Annotated in this window: 20 protein-coding genes; 7 read left to right on the top strand and 13 right to left on the bottom strand. The window is 70.3% G+C overall.

Features of this window, described 5'->3' with window-relative positions; genetic code table 11:
• Nucleotides 1-89 precede the first annotated feature (89 nt).
• The 3 genes from R8Z57_RS01540 (at nucleotide 90) to groL (ending at nucleotide 2,809) form a co-directional block, all read left to right on the top strand.
• Nucleotides 90-635, top strand: coding sequence for a LytR C-terminal domain-containing protein (locus tag R8Z57_RS01540; protein ID WP_318351995.1), 546 nt, complete (start codon nucleotides 90-92; stop codon nucleotides 633-635).
• Nucleotides 636-802: 167 nt separating this feature from the next.
• Nucleotides 803-1,003 (top strand): cold-shock protein, encoded by a 201-nt coding sequence (locus tag R8Z57_RS01535; protein ID WP_318351994.1) that lies wholly within the window; start codon nucleotides 803-805, stop codon nucleotides 1,001-1,003.
• A gap of 186 nt (nucleotides 1,004-1,189) precedes the next feature.
• Nucleotides 1,190-2,809: a chaperonin GroEL gene (gene groL, locus R8Z57_RS01530; protein ID WP_318351993.1), complete on the top strand. Its 1,620-nt coding sequence runs from the start codon at nucleotides 1,190-1,192 to the stop codon at nucleotides 2,807-2,809.
• A gap of 92 nt (nucleotides 2,810-2,901) precedes the next feature.
• On the opposite strand, the gene R8Z57_RS01525 is transcribed toward groL, so the two are convergent.
• The 3 genes from R8Z57_RS01525 to R8Z57_RS01515 all read right to left on the bottom strand — a co-directional run bounded on the left by R8Z57_RS01525 (nucleotide 2,902) and on the right by R8Z57_RS01515 (nucleotide 5,813).
• The gene (locus R8Z57_RS01525) at nucleotides 2,902-3,189 is read right to left on the bottom strand and encodes a WXG100 family type VII secretion target (RefSeq protein WP_318351992.1); all 288 of its coding nucleotides are present in this window, start codon (nucleotides 3,187-3,189) and stop codon (nucleotides 2,902-2,904) included.
• 142 nt (nucleotides 3,190-3,331) lie between these two features.
• Nucleotides 3,332-4,951, bottom strand: a complete 1,620-nt coding sequence (locus R8Z57_RS01520) for a HAMP domain-containing sensor histidine kinase (RefSeq protein WP_318351991.1) — start codon at nucleotides 4,949-4,951, stop codon at nucleotides 3,332-3,334.
• 169 nt (nucleotides 4,952-5,120) lie between these two features.
• Complete coding sequence (locus tag R8Z57_RS01515) at nucleotides 5,121-5,813, bottom strand: response regulator transcription factor (RefSeq protein WP_191765703.1); 693 nt, start codon at nucleotides 5,811-5,813, stop codon at nucleotides 5,121-5,123.
• A gap of 256 nt (nucleotides 5,814-6,069) precedes the next feature.
• Between R8Z57_RS01515 and R8Z57_RS01510 the strand changes: the two genes are divergently transcribed.
• Complete coding sequence (locus tag R8Z57_RS01510; protein WP_318351990.1) at nucleotides 6,070-7,872, top strand: bifunctional metallophosphatase/5'-nucleotidase; 1,803 nt, start codon at nucleotides 6,070-6,072, stop codon at nucleotides 7,870-7,872.
• A gap of 59 nt (nucleotides 7,873-7,931) precedes the next feature.
• Here R8Z57_RS01510 and R8Z57_RS01505 read toward each other — a convergent pair whose 3' ends face one another.
• From R8Z57_RS01505 to R8Z57_RS01495, 3 genes are read right to left on the bottom strand one after another with little or no spacing between them, the layout of a single operon-like run.
• Nucleotides 7,932-9,590, bottom strand: a complete 1,659-nt coding sequence (locus R8Z57_RS01505) for a DNA repair helicase XPB (protein WP_318351989.1) — start codon at nucleotides 9,588-9,590, stop codon at nucleotides 7,932-7,934.
• 52 nt (nucleotides 9,591-9,642) lie between these two features.
• A complete protein-coding gene (locus R8Z57_RS01500) occupies nucleotides 9,643-11,364 on the bottom strand; it encodes a helicase-associated domain-containing protein (protein WP_318351988.1) in 1,722 nt (573 codons plus the stop codon).
• A gap of 5 nt (nucleotides 11,365-11,369) precedes the next feature.
• Complete coding sequence (locus tag R8Z57_RS01495) at nucleotides 11,370-11,633, bottom strand: multidrug ABC transporter ATPase (protein ID WP_318351987.1); 264 nt, start codon at nucleotides 11,631-11,633, stop codon at nucleotides 11,370-11,372.
• Between the two features lie 201 nt (nucleotides 11,634-11,834).
• On the opposite strand from R8Z57_RS01495, the gene R8Z57_RS01490 reads away from it, so the two are divergent.
• Together R8Z57_RS01490 and R8Z57_RS01485 are read left to right on the top strand one after the other, a co-directional pair.
• On the top strand, nucleotides 11,835-12,218 hold the full coding sequence (locus R8Z57_RS01490) for a cold shock domain-containing protein (protein ID WP_318352705.1): 384 nt from the start codon (nucleotides 11,835-11,837) through the stop codon (nucleotides 12,216-12,218).
• On the top strand, nucleotides 12,202-13,452 hold the full coding sequence (locus tag R8Z57_RS01485) for a DUF3027 domain-containing protein (protein ID WP_318351986.1): 1,251 nt from the start codon (nucleotides 12,202-12,204) through the stop codon (nucleotides 13,450-13,452). Before R8Z57_RS01490 ends, R8Z57_RS01485 begins: the two co-directional genes overlap by 17 nt.
• Before the next feature lie 79 nt (nucleotides 13,453-13,531).
• On the opposite strand, the gene R8Z57_RS01480 is transcribed toward R8Z57_RS01485, so the two are convergent.
• The 6 genes from R8Z57_RS01480 to R8Z57_RS01455 form a co-directional block, all read right to left on the bottom strand.
• Entirely contained in the window at nucleotides 13,532-15,874 is a 2,343-nt protein-coding gene (locus tag R8Z57_RS01480; RefSeq protein WP_318351985.1) for a glycoside hydrolase family 3 N-terminal domain-containing protein, read from the bottom strand.
• The gene (locus R8Z57_RS01475) at nucleotides 15,871-16,929 is read right to left on the bottom strand and encodes an ABC transporter permease (RefSeq protein WP_318351984.1); all 1,059 of its coding nucleotides are present in this window, start codon (nucleotides 16,927-16,929) and stop codon (nucleotides 15,871-15,873) included. The genes R8Z57_RS01480 and R8Z57_RS01475 overlap by 4 nt, the downstream gene beginning before the upstream one ends.
• A 2-nt stretch (nucleotides 16,930-16,931) precedes the next feature.
• Nucleotides 16,932-18,011, bottom strand: a complete 1,080-nt coding sequence (locus R8Z57_RS01470) for an ABC transporter permease (RefSeq protein WP_318351983.1) — start codon at nucleotides 18,009-18,011, stop codon at nucleotides 16,932-16,934.
• Nucleotides 18,008-18,817: an ABC transporter ATP-binding protein gene (locus R8Z57_RS01465; protein ID WP_318351982.1), complete on the bottom strand. Its 810-nt coding sequence runs from the start codon at nucleotides 18,815-18,817 to the stop codon at nucleotides 18,008-18,010. The genes R8Z57_RS01470 and R8Z57_RS01465 overlap by 4 nt, the downstream gene beginning before the upstream one ends.
• Nucleotides 18,814-19,638: an ABC transporter ATP-binding protein gene (locus R8Z57_RS01460; RefSeq protein ID WP_318351981.1), complete on the bottom strand. Its 825-nt coding sequence runs from the start codon at nucleotides 19,636-19,638 to the stop codon at nucleotides 18,814-18,816. The genes R8Z57_RS01465 and R8Z57_RS01460 overlap by 4 nt, the downstream gene beginning before the upstream one ends.
• Before the next feature lie 76 nt (nucleotides 19,639-19,714).
• Nucleotides 19,715-21,361 carry an ABC transporter substrate-binding protein gene (locus R8Z57_RS01455; protein WP_318351980.1) on the bottom strand — a complete coding sequence of 549 codons (1,647 nt, stop codon included), beginning with the start codon at nucleotides 21,359-21,361 and terminating at the stop codon, nucleotides 19,715-19,717.
• A gap of 193 nt (nucleotides 21,362-21,554) precedes the next feature.
• Between R8Z57_RS01455 and R8Z57_RS01450 the strand changes: the two genes are divergently transcribed.
• The gene (locus R8Z57_RS01450; RefSeq protein ID WP_318351979.1) at nucleotides 21,555-22,334 is read left to right on the top strand and encodes a TetR/AcrR family transcriptional regulator; all 780 of its coding nucleotides are present in this window, start codon (nucleotides 21,555-21,557) and stop codon (nucleotides 22,332-22,334) included.
• Here R8Z57_RS01450 and serC read toward each other — a convergent pair.
• A complete protein-coding gene (gene serC, locus R8Z57_RS01445) occupies nucleotides 22,310-23,425 on the bottom strand; it encodes a phosphoserine transaminase (RefSeq protein WP_318351978.1) in 1,116 nt (371 codons plus the stop codon). The genes R8Z57_RS01450 and serC overlap by 25 nt on opposite strands.
• Nucleotides 23,426-23,707 lie beyond the last annotated feature (282 nt).

The raw sequence follows: 23,707 nt of genomic DNA, 5'->3' as shown, positions 1-23,707 counted from the left end.
GCGGGGCCCCGCTCGTGCCGATGCGGGCGCCTCCGGACGCACCGCTGCGGCACACGGGCCGCGCGGGCTTCGGCGGGTAACATCATCGGGTGCCGACCACCACCTACCCCAGGGATCGCTTCGACGACGTCCCGGAGACGGACCGGGTCGGCGCGCACCGCGCGGAGAACCCGCGCATGCGCGGCTGGGTCGTGCTGCTGTGGGCGGCGCTCGCGACCATCGTGCTCATCGCGATCGGCATCTTCGGGACGCTCATCGCCTCCGGGCGGATCGAGCTCGCACCGACTCCCACCCCGACGCCGACGCCCACCGCCGAGGTGGCGCCGGTGATCGACGCCGACTACGACGTGGTGATCCTCAACGCCACGACGGAACAGGGACTCGCGACGCAGATGAAGGACGTCGTCGTCGCGGCCGGGTGGAGCGACGAGAAGGTCACCGCCGGTGAGGCGGGCCAGGAGTTCCCGACCACGACGGTCTTCTATGCGGACCCCGCCGACGAGGCCGCGGCTGCCGGACTCGCGGGGGTCATCGGCGGTGCCGCGATCGAGCAGAGCGACGCGTATCCGCCGAGCTCGCCCGACGTGCCGCAGCTGACCGTGGTGATCGGCACCGACCGCGCCACCGCCGGGTAGCGCCCGCTCGACCCCTGGTCGGGCACGCCCGCACGCGGGCGGACGGCCCGTGTTTCGCGGGGGTAAACAGTTGAGTGCCTGCGTGTCAACAAGTGACGAAAGTCGCCGGAGCCGCAATCGCGCCTGAATACGATGAAGCCCTGCAATGCCGGCTACAGGAGATACGCATGACCCAGGGCACCGTCAAATGGTTCAACGCCGAGAAGGGCTTCGGCTTCATCACCGTCGCCGACGGCCAGGACGTCTTCGTCCACTACTCGAACATCGACATGACGGGGTTCCGCGTGCTCGAAGAGGGGCAGACGGTCGAGTTCACGGTCGGCTCCGGGCAGAAGGGCCCGCAGGCCGAGTCGGTGCGCGTCGTCTGATCGCGCGATCCGGCGCCAGACGCCGACCGATGAAGAGACGGGATGCCTCGGGGCATCCCGTTTCTTCGTGTTCCGGCATCCCTCCCGCGGCTTGCACTCGATAGGGTCGAGTGCCAGAATGATTTAGCACTCGCGTTTGTTGAGTGCTAACACCCCAAGCCAACGTTCCGGAGGGACGACACACACATGGCAAAGATCATCGCTTTCGACGAGGAGGCCCGTCGCGGCCTCGAGCGCGGCCTCAACACGCTGGCCGACGCCGTCAAGGTGACGCTCGGCCCGCGCGGTCGCAACGTCGTGCTCGAGAAGAAGTGGGGCGCCCCCACGATCACGAACGACGGTGTCTCGATCGCCAAGGAGATCGAGCTGGACGACCCGTACGAGAAGATCGGCGCGGAGCTCGTCAAGGAGGTCGCCAAGAAGACCGACGACGTCGCCGGTGACGGCACCACCACCGCCACCGTCCTCGCCCAGGCGCTCGTGCGCGAGGGCCTGCGCAACGTCGCGGCCGGCGCCGACCCCATCTCGCTCAAGCGCGGCATCGAGAAGGCCGTCACGGCCATCACCGCCGAGCTGCTCGAGGGCGCCAAGGAGGTCGAGTCCAAGGACCAGATCGCCGCGACCGCGTCGATCTCGGCCGCTGACCCGGAGATCGGCCAGCTCATCGCCGAGGCCATCGACAAGGTCGGCAAGGAGGGCGTCGTCACCGTCGAGGAGTCGCAGACGTTCGGTACCGAGCTCGAGCTCACCGAGGGCATGCGCTTCGACAAGGGCTACATCAACCCCTACTTCGTCACGGACCCGGAGCGCCAGGAGGCCGTCTTCGAGGACCCGTACATCCTCATCGCGAACCAGAAGATCTCGAACATCAAGGACCTTCTGCCCGTCGTCGACAAGGTGATCCAGGACGGCAAGGAGCTCGTCATCATCGCCGAGGACGTCGAGGGTGAGGCGCTGGCGACCCTGGTGCTCAACAAGATCCGCGGCATCTTCAAGTCGGTCGCCGTCAAGGCTCCCGGCTTCGGCGACCGTCGCAAGGCGCAGCTGCAGGACATCGCGATCCTCACCGGCGGCCAGGTCATCACCGAGGAGGTCGGTCTCAAGCTCGAGAACGCCACCCTCGACCTGCTCGGCCGTGCGCGCAAGGTCATCGTCACCAAGGACGAGACCACGATCGTCGAGGGTGCCGGCGACGCCGCCGCCATCGACGGCCGCGTGACCCAGATCCGTCGCGAGATCGACAACACCGACAGCGACTACGACCGCGAGAAGCTGCAGGAGCGCCTCGCCAAGCTCGCCGGCGGCGTCGCCGTCATCAAGGCGGGTGCGGCCACCGAGGTCGAGCTCAAGGAGCGCAAGCACCGCATCGAGGACGCCGTGCGCAACGCGAAGGCGGCCGTCGAGGAGGGCATCGTCCCCGGTGGTGGCGTCGCGCTCATCCAGTCCGGCAAGAAGGCGCTCGACGCCCTCGAGCTGTCGGGTGACGAGGCGACCGGCGCGAACATCGTGCGCGTCGCGATCGAGGCTCCGCTGAAGCAGATCGCCCTCAACGCCGGTCTCGAGCCGGGCGTCGTGGCGAACAAGGTCTCGGAGCTCCCGGCGGGCCACGGCCTCAACGCCGCTTCGGGCGAGTACGGCGACCTGTTCGCGCAGGGCATCATCGACCCCGCCAAGGTGACCCGTTCGGCGCTGCAGAACGCCGCGTCGATCGCCGGCCTGTTCCTCACGACCGAGGCCGTCGTCGCCGACAAGCCCGAGAAGGTCGCGGCTCCCGCCGGCGACCCGACCGGTGGCATGGACTTCTGATCCAGAACTCCACGACCGCGTAACGCGTTCACAGAACGGCCCCTCCTCGGAGGGGCCGTTCTGCGTTTCCGCCGCGGAGGCGGCGCCCCGGATCAGTGGAAGAGGCTCATCGTGGCGAGCTCGGTGTCGGCGTACTGGCGGCCGGCGGCCGCGAGTGCGGCGTTGATGCTCGCGAGCGACTCCTCGACCTGTCGCTGCGTCGCCCGCCACTGGTCCACTACGCCGGCGAACGCGGCCGACGCCGACCCGGTCCAGGAGGACTGCAGCTGCGTCAGCTGCGCGAGCATCCCGTTCGACTCGGCCTGCAGCCGTTCGATGGTGCCGCGCACGGCGGCGGTGGAGGTGAGGATCGAGTCGCTGTCGACGGTGAAGACGGCCATGGGGGCTCCTGTCGCACGAGGGGACGGCCGGATGCCGCGCCCGCTGTGCCGGCAACGCTAGGTGCCAGAAGTGGCCGGGGCCGCGGCATCCGTCGTCATCTGTGCACACTCGCCGCCGGACGCCGGATGGGGAGGAAGCGCCTCACTCGGACGCGTCGGCCAGGCGGGGCAGCGGCTGCGTCGGGATGTTGACGTGCTCGGCGGCGTCGCGGGAGTCGGCGAGCGGGAACGCGATGCGGAAGGTCGCGCCGCCGCCCGGGGTGTCGACCACGCCGACCGATCCGTGCAGCGCCTCGACGATGGAGGCGACGATGGACAGGCCGAGTCCCGATCCGCCGGTCTCGCGCGTGCGGGACGTGTCGGCCCGCCAGAACCGCTGGAAGATCTTCTCCTTGATCTGGTCGGGCACGCCCTCGCCGTGGTCCACCACCTCGACCCAGCCCATGCGCGCCCGCGGGTCGACCCCGACCCGCAGCTCGATGGGGGAGTCCTCGGCCGTGAAGCGCCGGGCGTTGCCGAGGAGGTTCGTCACGACCTGGCGGATGCGGTTCTCGTCGCCGAGCACCACCGGAAGCAGCGTCTCCGACGAGGGCGCGGGGTCGGGGACGGGAACGAGGGGCGGCGTGGCGGCGGCGACCCCCTCCGCTCCGCTCGGAACCGCGGGAACGGGACGCGGACGGCGACGCAGGAGAGACAGCGTGGCGCCCGCGCGCGAGATGGCGGACGGCCCGCCGGTGCGCCGTTTGACCTCGGCGATGGCGGCGGTGTCGTCGTCGTCTTCGTCCGGCGCCGGCGGCTCGTCGAGCGTCGTGTCGATGACGGTGACCGGGCGCATCGGAGAGGCGGCACGCACGTCGAGCGCCGCGTCGCGAGCGACGGGACGCAGGTCGACGGGGCCGATGACCACGTCGCGGCGCTCGTCCAGGCGCGCCAGCGCCAGCAGATCCTCGACCAGAAGGCCCATGCGGATGGCCTCCTTCTCGATGCGGTCCATCGACTGCGCGATGTCCTCATCGCCGCGCACGGCCCCCATGCGGTAGAGCTCGGCGTAGCCGCGGACCGTCACGAGCGGCGTGCGCAGCTCGTGGCTGGCGTCGCCGATGAACCGTCGCATCTGCCGGACGGTCGCGTCCCGCTGCGAGATGGCGGCGTCGACGTGGTCGAGCATCGCGTTGATGGCGGTCTTGAGGCGGCCGACCTCGGTCGACGTCGGCTCGATGTCGGTCATGCGCTGCCCGAGATCGCCGGCGGCGATGGCGTCCGCCGTGGACTCCACCTGCCCGAGGCTGCGGAACGTGAGGGTGACGAGGTAGCGCGTGGCCACGGCGCCCGCCACCAGGATCACGAGGCCGAGCACCGAGTAGATGCCGATGTACTGGGCGACGATCTGGTTGCTCGGGGCGAGCGGGAGCGCGACGAGCTGCGTGTAGTAGTCCGACACGCCGTCGATCAGATACAGGTCGGTGCTGGCGAGGTAGGTGTTGCCCGTCTCGGTGTTCTCCAGCGGGAAGGTGGCGAAGCCGCGGATCGTGACCTCTTCGATGGTCATCGTCTCGGGGAAGTCCGGCGACGGTCCGCCGTTGCCGCCGGCGCTGGTGACGAACTCGCCCTCGGGCCCGTAGATCGCCACGAAGTACGAGGGGGAGGGCACGCCCGTCTTCTTCGTGAAGCGCGGGCCGGTGCCCGTCACCTCGATGTCGAAGAGCGTGCTCGCGACGTCCGTCGCCGCGAGCTGCTGCGTCTGCTCGTCGACGCTCGTCACCAGGGTGTTGCGCAGGAAGACCGCGGTGCCGAGGCCTGCGGCGAACAGGCCGATCGCCAGGAGCGCGACAGTGACCCCGGTGACCTTCGCGCGCAGGCTCGTCCCGCGCCACCACCGGGTGATCGCATCGGGCTTGTGCGCCAGGTCGCCCCCTCGATCGCTTTCCGCGTTACGCGGTCTTGCCGGCCTTCAGCATGTAGCCGAAGCCGCGCTTGGTCTGGATCAGCGGCTCGGACGAGTGCGGATCGATCTTGCGCCGCAGATACGAGATGTAGCTCTCGACGATGCCGGCGTCGCCGTTGAAGTCGTACTCCCACACGTGGTCGAGGATCTGCGCCTTCGACAGCACCCGGTTGGGATTGAGCATGAGATAGCGCAGCAGCTTGAACTCGGTGGGGCTCAGGTCGATGCTCGCGTCGCCGACCTGCACGTCGTGCGTGTCCTGGTCCATCGTGAGCTCGCCGGCCCGGATGACCGACTCCTCGTCGGCCTGCATGGTGCGGCGCAGGATCGCCTGGATGCGCGCCACGATCTCGTCGAGCGAGAACGGCTTCGTCACGTAGTCGTCGCCGCCGGCGTTGAGGCCGGTGATCTTGTCTTCGGTCTCGTCCTTCGCGGTGAGGAAGAGGATGGGAGCCGTGTAGCCCGCGCCGCGGAGGCGCTTGGTGACGCTGAACCCGTTCATGTCGGGCAGCATCACGTCGAGGATGATGAGGTCGGGCTCCTCTTCGAGGACCGCCGAGATCGTCTGGGCGCCGTTCGAGACGGCCCGGACCTGGAATCCGGCGAATCGCAGGCTGGTGATCAGCAGGTCGCGGATGTTCGGTTCGTCGTCCACGACGAGGATGCGCGGTGCGGTCATGCCCTCATTATGTCGGCGGAACCGATGGCATCGCTGGATATCGGCGTCACGGTCGCGAATTCGTCGGCGCGGGCGAGCGGAGGGCGCATCACGCCGAAGGGGAAGCGGGCGGATGCCGGCGGCCGGGGCGGCCGTCGCCGCCGCTCCCCGTCGCCCCTGTCGAAGCGGGCCGCCGTGTATTAGGTTTCTCGTGTCGCGCCCACGAGGACGCGTGCCATACAGCGGGCAGAGGCGCCCGCGAGAAGGGGAGGGTCCTGTGCCCACGCGCAAGACATCGATCACACGGCTGGCCGGCGGGGCGGTGATCGCCGCCACCGCGGTGACGCTCGCTCTGGTCGGTCCCGGCGCCGCCACCGCAGCGCCGAAGGGGCCGAACAACGGCGGGAACACGCCGAACGGCCCGACGATCGACATCCAGCTGCTGTCGTTCAACGACTTCCACGGCAACCTCGAGCCGCCGGTGGGATCCAGCGGCAGGCTCAACCTGCCGGGAGGTGGCAACACCGACTCGCTCACCCCTCCGGGCGTCGGGGGCGTCGAGTATCTCGCGACCCACCTCGCGCAGGCGCGGGAGGGTCACCGCTACTCGCTCACGGTGGCGGCCGGCGACCTCATCGGCGCCTCGCCGCTGCTGTCGGGCGCCTTCCACGACGAGCCCTCGATCGAGGCGCTCAACGCCCTCCACCTCGACGTCTCGGCCGTGGGCAACCACGAGTTCGACGAGGGCTACATCGAGCTGCAGCGCATGGCGGACGGCGGATGCCTCGACGACGGCGATGGCGCGAACAACCAGAACTCGTGCCCCGACGGGTCGTTCGACGGCGCCGACTTCGACTTCCTCGCGGCCAACGTCGTGTACGAGGGCACCGACCAGACGATCCTGCCGGCGTACTCGATCGAGAACATCAAGGGCGCCAAGATCGGGTTCATCGGCATGACGCTCGAAGAGACCCCCGACATCGTGACCGCAGCAGGCGTCGCCGGGCTGGACTTCAAGGACGAGGTCGAGACGGCCAACGCGCTCGTCCCCGTGCTCAAGGCGCAGGGCGTCAACGCGATCGTCGTGCTGATCCACCAGGGCGGCACGCCGCCGTCGAGCGCCGCCTACAACGCGGCGTGCGGCAACGGCGCAGAGATCGCCTCGACCAGCCCGATCATCCCGATCGCGAAGAACCTCGACCCCGCGATCGACCTGATCGTCTCGGGCCACACGCACGCGCCCTACATCTGCAACATCAAGGACCCGGCGGGCCAGGACCGCCTGGTGACGTCCGCTTCGTCGTTCGGGCGGCTGTACACCGACACGAACCTGACGTACGACCGTCGGACGCAGGACATCGTGCGCACCTCCGTCACCAGCGCCAACATGCTCGTGACGCGCAACGTCGACCGTGACCCGGTGCAGACCGACCTGATCGCGAAGTACAAGGAGCTGGTGAAGCCCATCGCGAGCGAGGTGATCGGCAGCGTCACCGCCGACATCACCCGCGCGATCAACGCCGGTGGCGAGTCGGCGCTCGGCGATCTGATCGCCGACGCGCAGCTGGCCGATCCGAGCGTCGTCGGGCCCTATGCGGCTCCGGTGATCGCGCTCATGAATCCGGGCGGCATCCGCACCGACCTGACCTACGCCGGTTCTTCGTGGGGCGAGGCTCCGGGCCAGATCACGTACGAGGAGGCGTTCAACGTCCAGCCGTTCAACAACTACCTGGTCTCGCTCGACCTGACGGGCGCCGAGATCAAGACGCTGCTGAGCCAGCAGTGGAGCGGTGCCAACGCGGGGGCTCCAAAGATCCTGCAGGTGAGCGAGGGCTTCTCGTACACCTACTCGGGCACGACGCTCGGTCAGGTGACGCTCAACGGCGTTGCGCTGGACGACACGGCGGTCTACCGCGTCGTGACGAACAACTTCCTTGCGGGCGGAGGCGACGGGTTCCCGGCGTTCCTCGGAGGAGACAAAGTCTACTACGGCGGACTCGACATCGACGCGTTCGCGGCGTACCTGACCGCGCACAGCCCGTACGCGCCGACGCCGCTCGACCGCATCATCAAGAACTAGCCGCTCGGGACAGGGATGCCCGGCGCCGCATCGCGGCGCCGGGCATCTTCGTGCGGGCGTCAGGCCGCGAGCGAGTGGGCGTCCAAGATCGTGTAGGCGTAGCCCTGCTCGGCGAGGAACCGCTGCCGGTTCTGCGCGAAGTCCTGGTCGACGGTGTCGCGCGCGATGAGGGTGTAGAAGCTGGCGGTGTGGTTCGACTGCTTCGGCCGCAACAGGCGCCCGAGCCGCTGGGCCTCCTCCTGGCGCGAGCCGAACGAGCCCGAGACCTGGATGGCGACGGATGCCTCGGGCAGATCGATCGAGAAGTTCGCCACCTTCGAGACGACCAGCACCGAGATGTCGCCGACGCGGAACGCCTGGTAGAGCTCTTCGCGCTCGTCCACCGGCGTCTGACCGGTGATCTTCGGGGCGTTCAGCGCCTCGGCCAGCACGTCGATCTGATCCAGGTACTGGCCGATGATGAGGATGCGCTCGCCCTCGTGCCGTTCGACGAGCCGGCGCACGACGCCGATCTTGGCCGGCGCGGTCGCGGCCAGGCGATAGCGCTCGTCGTCGGCGGCGGCGGCGTACTCGAGCCGGTCGCCGGCGGGCAGGTCGACCCGCACCTCGTAGCAGACGGCGGGGGAGATGAAGCCCTGCGCCTCGATCTCCTTCCACGGCGCGTCGAACCGCTTGGGGCCGATGAGGCTGAAGACATCGCCCTCGCGCCCGTCCTCGCGGACGAGGGTGGCGGTGAGGCCGAGGCGGCGCCGCGCCTGCAGGTCGGCGGTGAGCTTGAACACCGGGGCGGGCAGCAGGTGCACCTCGTCGTAGACGATGAGGCCCCAGTCGAGCGCGTCCAGCAGCGCCAGGTGCGCGTACTGTCCTTTCCGCTTGGCGGTGAGGATCTGGTACGTCGCGATGGTGACCGGCTTGATCTCCTTGGTCTGGCCGGAGTACTCGCCGATCTCCTCGGGGGTGAGCGATGTGCGCTTGAGCAGTTCGTCGCGCCACTGCCGCGCGCTGACGGTGTTGGTCACCAGGATCAGCGTCGTGGTCTTGGTCTCGGCCATCGCGCCGGCGCCCACGAGCGTCTTGCCGGCGCCGCAGGGGAGCACCACGACGCCCGAGCCGCCGTCGGTGAAGATGTCGACCGCCTGCCGCTGATACGGCCGCAGGGTCCAGCCGTCCTCCGCGAGATCGATCGGGTGCGGCGTGCCGGGCGTGTACCCCGCGAGGTCCTCCGCCGGCCAGCCGATCTTCAGCAGCTCCTGCTTGATGTGGCCGCGCGCCCACGCGTCGACGACGAACGCGTCGGGGGACGGGCGCCCGATCAGCAGGGGCTGGATGCGCTTGTTCTTCGACACCTCGGCCAGGACCGCGGCATCCGTCGATCGCAGGATCAGCTCGCCGCCCGAACCGTCCTCGGCGACCGGTGTGCGCTCGATGACGAGGCGCCCGTACCGGCCGACCGTCTCGGCGATGTCGATCGACACCGACGGGGGCACCGGGAAGCGCGACCAGCGATCGAGGGTCGCGAGCATGTCGTCGGCATCGTGCCCGGCCGCGCGCGCGTTCCACAGTCCCAGTCGCGTGATGCGGTAGGTGTGGATGTGCTCGGGCGCGCGTTCGAGCTCGGCGAAGATCGCGAGCTCGTGGCGCGCGCTCTCCGCATCGGGGTGCGCGACTTCGAGGAGCACCGTGCGGTCGCTCTGGACGATGAGGGGGCCGTCAGCCATAACGTGCCAGTCTACCGGCGAACGCGCACCGGCCGGCTCGGGAGGTGCGGGATCAGGCGGCGTGCACGCTGACGATGCTCGACACGGGCAGCGTGCGCTCGATGTCGGCGGCGCGGTCGCGGCCGCGGAGTCGGCCGCCGCCCAGTCCCGCCGCCTCGAGGGTGAACGCGCGCTCCGCGCCGTCGGGCATGCGGACGACGACGACGATCTCTGCGCGCGCCCGCACCGCCTGCTCGAGCTCGCGCTCGAGCCAGCCCTCCTCGCCGTCGGTGCCGTGGCCGCCGCGCAGCGTGCCGATCAGACGCGCGTACGTGTCGGCCGCCGACGCGGGCGCGGTCGTGCGCGCCGCCGCGGTGCGACGGTGGATCGGCTCGGGCTCGCCGCCCGAGTCCAGCGCCATGACCGGGTAGCGCGCGTCGGCGAGGCTCCAGTACACGGCGTCGCGCGCGACGCGCGACGTGAGCGCGTCGCCATCGGGCACGAAGCCGAGCGGGCGCAGCGCCTGGTCGACCGCGATGGTGTCGAGGAGCCCCGCATCCGTGCTCTCGATGCGGGTGCGACCGGTGGACGCGTCGGTGCGGACGCGCACGAGACCGTGGCGGGCAGCCGTGCTGTCGATGAGGTAGTCGAGGGGCTGCGGGATGCCGGTCAGGGAGAGCTCCGCGAGGAACGTCCGCAGCGACTCGGCCGTCTCGCCCTCGGTCATGCCGGCGGCCAGCGACTCGGCGGTGAACCGGTACGTCGAGGCCTGCGCGCGTGACTCGCGGACCGCGATCGAGCGCAGCCGCAGGTCGAGGGCCGGCGCGAGGGGGCCCGGCGCGATGGCGGTGAGGTCGGCCTGCAGGTAGACCCGGTCGATCTCGGCCGGAAGGTACGGAGCCATGGTCGCGGCATCCGCTCGCTCGCCCGCCCTGAGCACCGACGTCCACGGGAACTCGGCATCGAGCGCGTCGGCGTCGAAGAGACCCCAGCGTGCGCCGATGCGCACGAGGTGCTGTGCGCGCTCGAGCCATTCCGGATCGAGCGGATACGCGTCGGACCAGGCGGCCGGGGGGACGAAGCCTCCGCCCGGCGTCCGGAGGCCTCGCGGCAGGCGCGCGCGGAAGCCCTCGGCGACGGCCGCCCAGCGCTCGGCGGTGGGGGTGGCGAGCCAGTCCTCGCCCGCCTCGGTCACCGTCCACTCGCGCTCCTGCGGCGTCGCGAGGCCCGCGGCCGCGGCGGAGGCGAGCAGATCCTCGAGGTCGTCGGGCAGCGCGATGGCCCCGGCATCCGTCAGGCGACGGCGTTCGACCGCGCTCACCGGGCCGGCGCCGGTGCGCGCGAGCGGGGTGTGAAGGCAGGCCAGCAGCACGTCGGTGAGCGAGCCGGCGGTGGTGAGAGCCCGTTCGGCGGCGGCGGCCGCCGCGCGCGGGTCGGCCTCGGTGGGTTCGGGAACCGCGGACGGAGCTGCGAAGGCTGCGGGGGAGGCGGTGGCCGCGGCCGCGATGCGCTCGGCGACGGCGGCATACGGGGCGCCGTCGGCATCCACCAGGCCGAACCGGCCCGGTCCGCCGTCGGCAGACGCGGCGTCGCCCGCCAGCGCGACGAGGTCCTGACGGTCGAGCCGGGTGAGCGCCCGGTCGATGGACGACGGGTCGAGCAGCCCCTCGGCCGCGTCGAAGAAGTCGTGCCAGGACGCCTGCGGCGAGACGCCGCGCGCCGCGAGGATCCGCGCGAGCGCGGCGTCGTCGAGGTCGGCGAGTCGGGTCGCGAGGGCGCGCGCGTCGGAGGCCACGCGGGTCAGCCTCCTCGGTTCGCCCGAGCCCTTCGCACGAAGCTCATGATCAGGACGGTGAGCAGCATCGCGAACGCCACGATGGGGGCGATGTACACCAGCACGCCCACGAGCGGCCAGATGCCGGAGCCCATGTCGGCGCCGGAGGCCGACCCGATCATGATCGCGAAGAAGCTCACGATCGACAGCACGAGCAGCCCCAGCGACATGAAGGCGAGGATGCGGTCGATGCGGCGAACGGGAACGTCGCCGGCGGGATTCGTGCTCATCCGCTCCAGCCTACTCGCAGACCCACTCACGCGGTCTGCCGCGGTACGTCGGCGTAGCCTGCGGGCGCGGACGCGACGGCCGTGATGGGGTCGGCGGCACCTCTTCGCCGGTAGGCTGGGGTACGGGGTCGCAAGGTCCCGTGTTTCGTCATGCTCTGTTTCGCCCGCACGCTCGCGGGCGCCCAATCCAGCGAGGTCTCGATGCCCACCGGCAAGGTCAGGTTCTACGACGAGGAGAAGGGGTTCGGCTTCATCTCCTCCGACGACGGTCAGGACGTCTTCCTGCACGCCACGGCCCTGCCCGCCGGCACGCCCGCCCCGAAGACCGGCACGCGACTGGAGTTCGGCATCGCCGACGGCAAGCGCGGACCGCAGGCCCTGTCAGTGCGTGTGCTCGAGGCGCCGGTGAGCCTGGCCAAGCGCTCGCGCAAGCCCGCCGACGACATGGCGATCATCATCGAAGACCTCGTCAAGCTGCTCGACGGCATCGGCGGCGACCTCCGTCGGGGTCGCTACCCCAGCGGCGCGCACGCGAACAAGGTCGCCGCGGTCCTGCGCAAGGTAGCGGATGAACTCGACGCCTGATCCCGTCGATCCCGACGCGGACTTCCTCATCGAGGTCGGCGACCCGTCCGATGCGTCCTCGCGAGACGCGTCGACGGATGCCGCCGCCACCGTCGATGCGGACGCCGCTGCCGCGTCCGACGACGACGCGGAGGCGTCCGCCTCGGCCGAACGAACGAGCGCGTCCGAGGTGACCGAGCCGGCATCCGCGGACACCGCCGCGTCGGACGACCCGGTCGCGGCCGACGAGATCGCCGCGCCGGACGAGACCATTGCGTCGGACGAGATCGCCGCGCCGGACGTGAACGTTGCTCCGGACGAGGTCGTCGCGCCGGACGACACCGTCGCGGCCGCACCGGTCGAGCCGGATGCGCGGCTGCTGGCCGCGCACGATCTCGCGCTGGCGGCACTGCGCGAGATCACTCCCGAAGCCACGATCGGAGAGCCCGCCGACTACCGGGTCGAGCCCGACGGGGTGGTGTCGCTGCGATTCGCGAACCGGCTCGCGGGATACCCGGGCTGGTTCTGGACCGTGAGCCTCGCGGTCGTCGAGGCTGCCGAGCCGACCGTGCTCGAGGTCGAGCTGCTGCCCGGCGACGGCGCGCTCCTGGCCCCCGAGTGGGTGCCGTGGGCCGTGCGGCTCGCCGACTACCACGCCGCCCAGGCCGCGCTCGCCGAGGCGGCCCACGCCGACGACTCGGGCGCGGACGGCGAGCCCGGTGAGTTCGATGACGTCGACGACCTCGACGCGTCCGACTTCGACGAAGACGGCTCGCCCATCCTCCACGCCGGAGACGTGGACGGCGTCGACATCGACGAACTCGCCGACGCGGGTGACGACGATGACGCGGACGACGAGGACGACGACGACTCGGACGAGGACGACGACTCGGACGATGAGGACGACGACGACTCGGATGACGAGGACGACGACGAATCCGACGACGACGAGGATGGATCCGACGAGGACGAATCGGACGAGGATTCAGACGACGACTCCGACGATGAGGACGAAGACGACGACGACTCGGATGACGAGGAAGACGACGACGCGGACGACGAGGACGACGACGACTCGGATGACGAGGACGACGACGACTCGGACGACGAGGACGACAACGAATCCGACGACGACGAGGATGGATCCGACGAGGACGAATCGGACGAGGATTCAGACGACGACTCCGACTATGAGGACGAAGACGACGACGACTCGGACGACGACGACCAGGACGAGGACTTGAGAGAGTACTGAGTCCGGTCGCCACCGACATCACGAAGAGGGTGGATCCCGCCGCCCGCAGCGCGGCGGGATCCACCCTTTCGCGTCGGTGTCAGCGGCGCTCCAGCGCCTCTCGGTCCGACGCGATCCGGCCCGTCTCCGCGCCCGCGACGCGGAATGTGGCGCTGAGCAGCACCTCCTCGCGCGACGAGGGACCCACGAGCAGCTCGAACTCGCCTGCTTCGACGAGGCGCCGGCCCGCGGCATCCACGATCGTGCATTCCGTCACGGGCACCGACAGCTCGACGGTCGCCGACGCGCCGGGCGCGAGGTCGACGTGGCGGTATGCCTTGAGCTCCTTGTCGGCCCAGCTCACCGACGTCACGGTGTCGCGCACGTAGACCTGCACGATCTCGCGCGCGGCGCGCTCGCCGGTGTTGCGCAGCTCGACGACGGCGCGCACGGTGTCGTCGCTCGTGAGCTCGGTGTCGACGATCCGCAGGCCGGTGTACTCGACCGTCGTGTACGAGAGGCCCTCGCCGAAGGCGAACGCGGGGCTCTGGGTGAGGTCGGCGTACCGGTCGCCGTGCTGACCGCGGATCTGGTTGTAGTAGATCGGCAGCTGGCCGGCGTGGCGCGCGAACGAGACGGGCAGACGTCCGCTGGGCTCGATGAGGCCGAGGAGCAGCTCGGCGACCGCCTGGCCGCCCCGCATGCCGGGGTTGGCGGCCCAGACGACCGCGGCGGCATCCATCACCGCCGGCGGCAGCACGTGCGGCTTGGACGCCAGCAGCACGACGATGAGCGGGGTGCCGGTGGCGGCGAGCGCCTCGAGCATCGCGATCTGGCCGCCCACGAGCTCCAGGGTCGCGGTCGACCGGCCTTCGCCGACCAGCTCGATGCGGTCGCCCACGACCGCCACGACCCAGTCGGCGGCCTCGGCCGCCGCGACCGCCTCGGCGATGAGATCCGCGTCGGGAGCGCTCGGCACGACGACCTGCGGACGCGGCTGCCCGTCCGGGAAGTAACCGCCCTCGGGGTCCTCTTCGAGCGTGAGGATGTCGGCGCCGCGGGCGTGCGCGATCTCCCAGTCCGCGGGGGCGTGGTCGCGCAGGCCGTCGAGCACGGTCGTGATGCGGTCGCGCGGATGGCCGGCCGGCATCCAGTCGACCTGCCCGGACGACCCGGCCCAGTCACCCAGCTGCGTCTGCGCGTCGTCGGCGAGGGGGCCGACGACCGCGAGTCGGCGGGGAGCGGATGCCGCGGCCCGCGCGCGTCCCGTGCCAGGGGCGACGAGGCCGCCGGCCAGCGGCAGCGTGCCGTCGTTACGCAGCAGCACCAGCGACCGGCGTGCCACCTCGAGGTTGAGCGCGGTGTGCTCCGCCGTGCCCACGCTCGTCGCGATGCGTTCACGGTCGGGAAGGCGGGGGTCCTCGAAGAGCCCGAACTCGAACTTCAGCAGCAGGATGCGGGCGACCGCGCGGTCGAGGGCGTCTTCGGTCATGAGCCCCTGCGCGAGGGCGTCGAGCGCCCCCTGGAAGAAGCCGGGGGTCGTCATGATCATGTCGTTGCCGGCGAGCACGGCCGCCGCGGCCGCGTGCGCGTAGTCGGGCTGCACCTTCTGCTCCCACACCATGCGTCCGACGTTGTCCCAGTCGGTGATGAGGGTCCCGCGATAGCCCCACTCGCCGCGCAGCACGTCGTTGAGGAGCCAGTCGTTGACGGTGATCGGGACGCCGTCGGTGGTCTGATAGCCGAGCATGAAGGTGCGGCATCCCTCCCTCGCCACCCGTTCGAACGGGGGCAGGAACCAGGAGCGGAGCTTGCGCCGCGACAGGTCGGCCTCGCTCGCGTCGCGGCCGCCCTGGGTCTCGGAGTAGCCGGCGAAGTGCTTCGCGGTCGCGAGGATCGCCGTCGGATCCTCGAGGCCCCCGCCCTGGTAGCCGCGGACCATCGCCGAGGCGAGCTCGCCGATGAGGAACGGGTCCTCGCCGAAGGTCTCGTCCACCCGGCCCCAGCGGAGGTCGCGCGTGATGCAGAGCACCGGCGAGAACGTCCAGTGGATGCCGGTGGCCGAGACCTCGACGGCGGTCGCGCGTGCGACGCGCTCGATCAGTGCGGCATCCCATGTCGCGGCCATGCCGAGCTGGGTCGGGTAGATCGTCGCGCCCTCCCAGAAGGAGTGCCCGTGGATGCAGTCCTCCGCGACCAGCAGCGGGATCCGCAGCCGCGTCTGGAGGGTCAGCGCGCGGGCGCGCAGCACCTTCTCGGGCGAGGCGTGCAGGATCGAGCCCGCGTGCCGGCGCAGCACCTGGTCTTCGAGGTCTTCGCGGGCGTCGAGCTGGAGCATCTGCCCGATCTTCTCCTCGACCGTCATGCGGCCCAGCAGATCGGCGATGCGGTCGGCGACCGGCAGCGACGCGTCGAGGTGGTTCGGGGTGGTGGCGGCGGTCACGCGTTCTCCTGGGTCTGCATGTCGGTGCGCACGACGGTGACGGTGTCGTTGACGTTCATGCCCTTCTTTTTCATGGCGCGGGCGCGCTCACCGGCGGACCGCAGGCGGGGGTTGACGTACTCGTCGATGCCGAAGTTGATGAGCGAGAGGGCCACGCCGATCGCGGCGATGCACAGGCCCGGGGGCAGGAACCACCACCACTGGCCCTGGCGGAAGGCGCCCTGAGCGCTGGCCCAGTTCAGGATCGTGCCCCAGTTGTAGGTGGTCACCGGGATGATCCCGATGTACGACAGCGTGGTGAGGCCGATGATCGCGGCGGTCACCGTGCCCACGAAGCTCGCGGCGATGAGCGCCATGAGGTTCGGCAGCATCTCGACCGTGATGATGCGTCGCAGCGGCTCGCCGTTGGCCCGGGCGGCCTGCACGAAGTCGCGGCTGCGCAGCGACATGGTCTGGGCGCGGAGCACGCGCGCACCCCACGCCCAGCCGATGAGGCCGAGCACGCCGGCGACGAGGATGAGGGGCGGGTCCTCGAACATCGACGCCACGATGATGATGAGCGGGATGCCGGGGATGACCAGGAAGACGTTCGTGAGCGCCGACAGTCCCTCGCTCTTCCATCCGCGCAGATAGCCCGACAGCACGCCGACGACGATCGCGATGATCGTCGCGATGATCGCTGCGAGGAATCCCACGACGATCACGCCGCGCGTGCCGTGGATGACCTGGCTCAGCACGTCTTCGCCGATGTGCGTCGTTCCCAGCCAGTGCTCGGCCGACGGCGGCTGGAAGCGCGCCGTGTTGTCGACCTTCGTGGGGGAGTACGGCGCCAGCACGTCCGCGAAGATCGCGACCAGCACGAAGAACCCGAGGATCGACAGGCCGGCGATCGACTTCCGGTTGCGGAACATCGCGAACGCGGTGCCCAGCTTCGACCAGAGCGTCGGCTTCTTCGGCGCGGGGGATCCCCCGGCGAGCGCGGTGCTGCGGACGGTGGCGGTCGCGGGCGTGTGCGCCGGCCGCTGCGCCGTCGTGTCGTTTGCGATCGTGTTCATGCTCAGGCCTCCGTCTGGCGCGTGCGCGGGTCGAGGAACGCGTAGGCGATGTCGGCGAGGAGGTTCGCCAGGAGCACCGAGATCGTGATCACGAGGAACACCCCCTGCATCAGCGCGTAGTCCTTCGCGTTGGTGGCGTCCAGCAGCAGCTTGCCGACGCCGGGATAGCTGAACACCACCTCCATGACGATCGTTCCGCCGACGATGAACCCGAGCGCCAGCGCGAAGCTCTGGATCTGCGGGAGCACCGCGTTGCGTGCGGCGTAGCGCCAGAGCACGCGGTCGTTGGGCATGCCTTTGGCCTGTGCGACGGTGACGTAGTCCTCGTCGAGCACGGTGAGCATCATGTTGCGCATGCCCAGCATCCACCCGCCGAGCGAGGCGATGACGATGGTCGCGGCGGGAAGGAAGCCGTGGTGGAGCACGTCGCCGACGAACTCCCATGACCACTCCGGCGCGACCCCGACTCCGTACGCCTTGCCGATCGGGAACCAGCCGAGCGCGACCGAGAAGATCGAGATCGCGAGCAGTCCCAGCCAGAAGTACGGGATGGTGCTGAAGAAGGTCGTGAGGGGGATGAGGATGTCGAGCCGGCTGCCCCGGCGCCAGCCCACGATCGCTCCGCCGATCGTGCCGAGGGCGAACGCGATGAGCGTGGCGAAGCCGACAAGGCCCACGGTCCAGATCAGCGACTGACCGACGACCTCGGTCACGGGGCGCATGCCGTGCAGCAGCGAGATGCCGAGCTCGCCGCGCAGGAGCAGCCCCCAGTAGTCGAGGTACTGCTGCCAGAGCGAGGTGTCGTTGTCGAGCCCGAGCAGGGCGCGCAGCGCCTCGGCCGCCTCGGGGGTGACGTTCCGGTTGCGCGCGAGGTACGCGCTCACCGCGTCGCCCTTCATGAGCCGCGGGAGGAAGAAGTTGACGGTGATGGCCGCCCACAGCGTGAACAGGTAGAACAGCGCGCGGTTGCCGAGGAAGCGCCACGGCACGCGGGCGCGGCTCTTGACCGCGCCGGTCGCGGTCGTGCCGGCCTCGATCGCGTCGACGTCGTGGGCCGGGAGCTGCGGAGCGACGGCGCTCACTTCTCACCTCCGAGGATGCCGGCTGCGTGCGCGAAATGCGTGTCGGGATCGGGCGACGCCGCGCGCAGCTCTTGGGTGTACGGGTTCTGGGGACGCAGGATCACGTCGTCGGCGGGCCCCCGCTCGACGACCCGTCCCTGGTTCAGGACGAGGATCTCGTCGCTGAAGTGACGGGCGGTCGCGAGATCGTGCGTGATGTACAGCACCCCGAGCCCCGCTTCCCGCTGCAGGTCGGCGAGCAGGTTGAGGACGCCGAGACGTATCGACACGTCGAGCATCGAGACGGGCTCGTCTGCGACCAGCAGCTTCGGACGCGACGCGAGGGCGCGGGCGATGGCGACGCGCTGACGCTGGCCTCCGGAGAGCTCGTGCGGGCGGCGGTCGATGACGGCGTCGGCATCGAGCCGGACGCGGCCGAGGAGGCGGCGGACTTCGTCGTCCAGCTGATCCTTCGGCACGACCTGGTCGAGCTGCAGCGGTCGCTGGATGGCGTAGCGGATGGTGTGGTACGGGTTGAGCGACGCGAACGGATCCTGGAACACCATGCGCAGCTGCTGGCGGTAGGCGCGCAGCCCCTTGCCGCGGCGCGGGATCGGCCGGCCGTCGAGGCGCACCTCGCCGCTCGTGGGCGTCTCGAGCTGCGTGAGGATCTTCGCGATGGTCGACTTGCCGCTGCCGGACTGGCCCACGAGGCCGATGGTCTGGCCGGAGCGGAGCGTGAAGCTCACGTCGTCGAGGGCCTTCATCTGACCCGCGCCCCGCACGGAGTACACCTTCGTGACGGCGTCGAATTCGAGAACGGTCATCGGTGGACCACTCCTCTCTCTCCGGTGAGTCGGGGGAACGAGGCGAGCAGCGTGCGGGTGTACTCGTCCTGCGGATCGGTCCACACGCGCTCGGCGGTGTCGAGCTCGACGATCTCCCCCTCGCGCATGATGGCGATGCGGTCGCTGATCTCGAGCAGCAGCGGGAGGTCGTGGGTGATGAAGATGACCGAGAAGCCGAACTCGTGGCGCAGGTGCGAGATCTGACGCAGGATCTCGCGCTGGACGAGCACGTCGAGGGCCGTGGTCGGCTCGTCCATCACCATGAGCTGGGGGCGCAGCGCCAGGGCCATGGCGATCATGACGCGCTGGCGCATGCCGCCCGACAGCTCGTGCGGGTACGAGCGGTAGCGCTGCGCGCCGACCTTGACGATCTCGAGCAGCTCGACGACGGCGGCGCGGCGCTGGGTGCGGGTGAGGCTCGGGCGGTGGACCTCGAAGACGTCCTCCAGCTGCGAGCCGATGGTGGCGACGGGGTTGAGCGAGTTCATGGCCCCCTGGAAGACCATCGAGATCTTGTCCCAGCGGAAGCGGCGCATCTCCTCGGCCCCGAGCCCGTTGATGTCGATGTCTTCGCCGGAGGCGTCGTGGAAGACGACCGAGCCGCTCGTGATCACGGCGGGCGGCTTGAGCAGGCGCTGGACGCCGTAGGCGAGGGTCGTCTTGCCGCACCCGCTCTCGCCGGCGAGCCCGAGGATCTCGCCGCGCTGGAGTTCGAGGGTGACGTTCTTCACCGCCCGCACGGGGGGATCGACGTCGTAGACGATCGAGAAGTCGTGGACGGACAGCAGCGGATCGCTCATCGGGGCGGGGTCGCTTTCGTGGGGGAGGACAGGCAGGCGGGACGGATGCCGGGGCAACCGCCCCGCCTGCGGTGCGTCATTCGGCGGGCTGCAGCTGCGTCAGGATCTGCACGACGGCAGGCTGCGTCGGGTCGGCCGATGCGTACTGGTCGTCCTCGGACGGCCAGCCGACGTAGTTGCGGGTGTTGAACTCGCCGAGGAGCGGGTGTGCGCCCAGCGGGATGGCCGGCACGTTGTCGACGAACGCCTTCTGGATCACCGCGAGGGCCGCCTCACGGTCGGCGTCCGACGCCGCGTTGGCGTAGGTGTTCAGCGCCTCGGTGACCGTGGGGTCGTCGAAGCGGCCGAAGTTGAACGCCGCCTTGTCGTCGACGATCCACTTCGGGTCCATCGTCGACGTGTAGAGGCCGTACGCGTTGCCGGTGTCTTCCAGCCAGTGGATGATCGCCTGGAAGGTGCCCTCCTGGCGCGCGGCGTCCCAGCCGCCCCAGTCGGGCTGGTCGACGGTGACCTCGATGCCGAGGCCCTCCTTGAGCTCTTCGGCGAGGAGCGCCTGCTCGGTGTTCCAGTCGCTCCAGCCCGCGGGCACCGAGATCGAGAACGTGACCGGCTCGCCGTCGGGGTCGATGAGCCTCTCGCCCTCCCACGTGTAGCCGGCGGCGGTGAGGATCTCGCGCGCCTTGTCGACGTCGACGGAGTAGTTCTGGCCGGCGTACTCGGGCAGGATCTCGCTCTCGAGCAGGTCGCCGAGGCCCGTGACGCTCCACACCGGCTCGCTGGCGCCTTCGCGCGCGATGTCGACGTAGGCCTGACGGTCGATCGTCCAGGCCAGCGCCTGGCGCAGCGCCGGGTCGTCGAACGGCTTCGCCTGCAGGTTCATGAACAGCGTGCCCGCGCCCGCGGTGGGCGAGACGAGGAACTGGTTGTCGGGGTCGGCCGACAGGTAGCTGTCTTCGATCTGCGGGATGAACGCCTGCGCCCAGTCGGCTTCGCCGGTCGCGAGCGCCGTCGTGAGGGCGGCGTTGTCGCCGTACGACACGTAGTGCAGCTCGGGCACCGCGAGGTCGCCGCCCCAGTAGTCGGGGTTCGCGGCGAGGGTGACCGACTCCGTCGTCCACGAGTCCAGCACGTACGGGCCCGTTCCCACGACCTGGCCTTCGCCGGTGAGCGGATCGGTGTTGGGGTCTTCGATGTCCTTCCAGATGTGCTCCGGCACGATCTGGAAGTGCAGCACGCGCGCCTGCTGGGTGAACTTCGAGCTGTTGAAGTCGATCGTGACCGTGTCGCCGTCGACACTGACGCTCTTGATGTCCAGCGCGTTGGTGTCGTTGAGCTTCCCGTCGAGCACCTGGTTGAACGAGAATGCGATGTCGTCCGCGGTGAACTCCTCGCCGTCGCTCCAGGTCACGCCGCTGCGCGCCTTCGCGACGAGCTGCGTGTAGTCGTCGTTCCACTCCACCGACTCGGCCAGCCACGGCGTGGTGCCGAGGTCGCCCGTGGGGTTCACCAGCGCGAGCGACTCGAAGATGACCTTGCCGTAGGCGTACTTCGAGGCCGACGAGTCACCCAGGTACGGGTTGTTCGACTCGGTCGTGATCGCACCGTCGGGCTTGGCGATGGTGAGGGCCGCTCCGTCGGACTGCGCGTTGTCGCCGCCTGCGCAACCGGTGAGCACCAGCGCGGCAGCGACGCCGGCGACGGCGAGCGTTGTTCTGAGCCTCATTGCTTCTCCTTGATGTGTCAGCACGACGTCGTGCCATACGAGGGTGACGACGCCGTCGGGGGTGATTGCCGGATCAACTTACAATCAAGTAAGTAACTTTTGCAACCGCGTCTGCACGAGCGCTCCGACTCCGCGTGCGTAGACTCACAGGCGCCGGCGAAGACGTCGCCGGCGCAGAAGGGGGTGCCGGCCGATGGCAGGACAGCGCCGGCAGCCGCGCTCGCGGCCTGAGACGCTCGCGAAGCGGCGCGACATCCTCGATGCCGCCGTCGAGATCTTCGGCAGCAAGGGGTTCGCCGGGGGCACGCTGCAGGAGATCGCCGACCAGGTCGGCATGACCCACGCCGGGATCCTGCACCACTTCGGATCGAAGGATCAGCTGCTGCTGCAGGTGCTGCAGCACCGCGACGAGACCGATGTCGCCGATCTCGAGGAGCAGCACATCCCCGACGGCATGCCGCTGTTCCGCCACCTCGTGCGCACCGCGTTCGTGAACGCCCACCGCGCCGGCATCGTGCAGGCCTACGTCGTGCTCTCGGCCGAGTCGGTCACGGCCGACCACCCCGGGCGCGACTTCTTCCAGAAGCGCTATCAGACCCTCCGGTCGGAGGTCGCGCACGCCTTCGCGGTCGTGTGTGCCGAGCGCGGGGTCACCGCCCCCGACACCATCGCGTACGCCTCGACGAGCATCCTCGCCGTGATGGACGGCCTGCAGGTGCAGTGGCTGCTCGACCCCGACGACGTCGACCTCGCGCGCGCCTCGGAGTTCGCGATCGAGGCGATCGTGTCGGCCGTGCTGTCACCGGCCCCGTCGCCGCTGGGCGAGGGCGCCGATGACCCCGAAGGGGTCGACGAGGCCCGGGAACCCGAGGGGGCCGACGCGGCCGAGGGGTCCGGCGGGGGCGATCAGGCCGAGCGGGCCGGCGGGGGCGAACAGGTCGCTGCGGCTCAGCCGAGCCGCTCGACCGTGTAGTCGATGCAGCGGATCAGCTGACGCACGTCGTCCGGCTCGACCGACACGAACGTCGCGATGCGCAGCTGGTTGCGGCCGAGCTTGCGGTACGGCTCGGTGTCGACGATCCCGTTCGCACGCAGGCTCTTCGCCACGGCCGCGGCATCCACCCTCTCGTCGAAGTCGATCGTGACGACGACGGGGGAGCGGTCGGCGGGGTCGGTGACGAAGGGCGTGGCGAAGGCGGATGCCTCGGCCCAGTCGTACAGCGCCTGCGACGACTCGCGGGTGCGCGCGTCGGCCCACTGCAGGCCGCCGCTGGTGTTGATCCAGCGGAGCTGTTCGTTGAGGAGGAACAGCGTCGCGAGCGCCGGGGTGTTGAGCGTCTGGTTGAGGCGCGAGTTGTCGACGGCCTGCTTCAGGCTGAGGAACTCGGGGATGTAACGGCCGGACGCCGCGATGCGCTCGATGCGCTCGATCGCGGCGGGCGACACCAGGGCGAACCACAGGCCGCCGTCCGAGCCGAGGTTCTTCTGGGGGGCGAAGTAGTAGACGTCGGCCTCGTGCAGCGAGAAGTCGATGCCGCCGGCCGCGCTCGTGGCGTCGATGACGGTCAGGGCTCCCTCGTCGCCGTGGACGCGCTGCACGGCGGCGGCGACGCCCGTGGAGGTCTCGTTGTGCGGCCAGGCGTACACGTCGACGCCTTCGACGGCCTCGGGAGTGGTGCTTCCGCCCGCGGCCACCTCGCGCACGTCGGGCGCTTCGAGCCAGGGCGCCTTGGCGGCCTTGGCGAACTTCCCGCCGAACTCGCCGAACACGAGGTTCTGACTGCGCTTCTCGATGAGGCCGAAGGCCGCGGCATCCCAGAACGCGGTCGACCCGCCGTTGCCGAGGATGACCTCGTAGCCGTGCGGGGCGCGGAAGAGATCGTGCAGGCCGGCGCGCACGTGTCCGACGAGGTCCTTCACGGGCGCCTGCCGGTGCGAGGTGCCCAGCAGCGCGGCACCGCGGCCGGCGAGGGCCTCGAGGTGGGCGGGGATCACCTTCGACGGGCCGCACCCGAAGCGTCCGTCGGCGGGCAGGATCTCTCGGGGAAGCTCGATGTGCGCCATGCGTCGATTCTAGGGATGCGCGCCGCGCCCCCCGTCCTCGTGACGGGCCATGACGCCGTGGCCGGTGGGGGAGGTCCGAGGCCCCTCGTCCGCCGGGGATCGCGGCATCCCACCCCTTCCGCAGGTGAACGGGGGTTGCCGTCCGCCGGGGTCGCGGCATCCGACCCCTTCCGCAGGTGACCGGGGGTTGCCGTCCGCCGGGGCCGCGGTATCCGACCCCTTCCGCAGGTGACCGGGGGTTGCCGTCCGCCGGGGCCGCGGTATCCGACCCCTTCCGCAGGT

Origin of the sequence: Microbacterium sp. M3, assembly GCF_033548675.1 — a bacterium.
Classification (GTDB): domain Bacteria; phylum Actinomycetota; class Actinomycetes; order Actinomycetales; family Microbacteriaceae; genus Microbacterium; species Microbacterium arthrosphaerae.
The sequence above is the reverse complement of the archived record's forward strand: the minus strand, read 5'-3'. Positions and strand labels throughout refer to the sequence as shown.